General features: G+C 58.5%; 1 rRNA gene. It reads right to left on the reverse strand.

From position 1 onward, the window contains the following. Positions 1 to 351: 351 nt before the first annotated feature. Positions 352 to 1,876: ribosomal RNA gene (locus tag ACFYRU_RS39390) — 16S ribosomal RNA — on the reverse strand. Between the last annotated feature and the right edge of the window lie 19 nt (positions 1,877 to 1,895).

Genomic DNA, 1,895 nt, shown 5'->3' on the forward strand with positions numbered 1-1,895 from the left:
GACCAGGGAAACAAACCACCCAATCCAGAAACCCTCGCGTCGGTTTGACGAAGGCCGGCCCCAGCCACCCAACCAACCAGTCACCCAGTTGATCCGTGACCCTAGAAGAAACAGTCCAACCTGATCACTCAGGCAGGCCCGATTCCTCAGGACCCAACAGCGCGCCTCGGCGATCCACTCGGCCACATCCACGTTCCACACTCAACAAGTGAGCAGTACTAGCATTCAGCGACTCCGCTTCCCACCTAATGGTCAATGTTCCACATTCCGAAGCACCGCTGCCCAGAAACACTCGTCCTGGAAACAGCGAGTAGACAGACAACCCGTAGGCGCCTGCCGAGTGCTCCTTAGAAAGGAGGTGATCCAGCCGCACCTTCCGGTACGGCTACCTTGTTACGACTTCGTCCTAATCGCCAGCCCCACCTTCGACGGCTCCCTCCACAAGGGTTAGGCCACCGGCTTCGGGTGTTGCCGACTTTCATGACGTGACGGGCGGTGTGTACAAGGCCCGGGAACGTATTCACCGCAGCGTTGCTGATCTGCGATTACTAGCGACTCCGACTTCATGGGGTCGAGTTGCAGACCCCAATCCGAACTGAGACCGGCTTTTTGGGATTCGCTCCACCTTACAGTTTCGCAGCCCTTTGTACCGGCCATTGTAGCATGCGTGAAGCCCTGGACATAAGGGGCATGATGACTTGACGTCATCCCCACCTTCCTCCGAGTTGACCCCGGCAGTCTCCTATGAGTCCCCACCACCCCGAAGGGCGTGCTGGCAACATAGGACGAGGGTTGCGCTCGTTGCGGGACTTAACCCAACATCTCACGACACGAGCTGACGACAGCCATGCACCACCTGTATAGGACCCTTACGGACCCCCCATCTCTGGAGGATTTCCCTATATGTCAAACCCAGGTAAGGTTCTTCGCGTTGCATCGAATTAATCCGCATGCTCCGCCGCTTGTGCGGGCCCCCGTCAATTCCTTTGAGTTTTAGCCTTGCGGCCGTACTCCCCAGGCGGGGCGCTTAATGCGTTAGCTGCGGCACGGAGGACGTGGAATGTCCCCCACACCTAGCGCCCAACGTTTACGGCGTGGACTACCAGGGTATCTAATCCTGTTCGCTACCCACGCTTTCGCTCCTCAGCGTCAGGTAAGGCCCAGAGAGCCGCCTTCGCCACCGGTGTTCTTCCTGATATCTGCGCATTCCACCGCTACACCAGGAGTTCCGCTCTCCCCTGCCTACCTCTAGTCTGCCCGTATCGGAAGCAGGCTCGGGGTTAAGCCCCGAGTTTTCACTCCCGACGTGACGAACCGCCTACGAGCCCTTTACGCCCAATAATTCCGGACAACGCTCGGACCCTACGTATTACCGCGGCTGCTGGCACGTAGTTGGCCGGTCCTTCTTCTGCAGGTACCGTCACTCTCGCTTCGTCCCTGCTGAAAGAGGTTTACAACCCGAAGGCCGTCATCCCTCACGCGGCGTTGCTGCGTCAGACTTTCGTCCATTGCGCAATATTCCCCACTGCTGCCTCCCGTAGGAGTCTGGGCCGTGTCTCAGTCCCAGTGTGGCCGGTCGCCCTCTCAGGCCGGCTACCCGTCGACGCCTTGGTAGGCCATTACCCCACCAACAAGCTGATAGGCCGCGAGCCCATCCCCAACCGCCAGAACTTTCAACCCCACCCCATGAGGAGCGAAGTATTATCCGGTATTAGACCCCGTTTCCGAGGCTTATCCCAAAGTTGAGGGTAGGTTGCTCACGTGTTACTCACCCGTTCGCCGCTCGTGTACCCCCGAAGGGGCCTTACCGCTCGACTTGCATGTGTTAAGCACGCCGCCAGCGTTCGTCCTGAGCCAGGATCAAACTCTCCGTTGAAATCTATATGTCAACCACA

The organism is Kribbella sp. NPDC004536 (genome assembly GCF_042873835.1).
In the GTDB taxonomy this organism is placed as follows: domain Bacteria; phylum Actinomycetota; class Actinomycetes; order Propionibacteriales; family Kribbellaceae; genus Kribbella.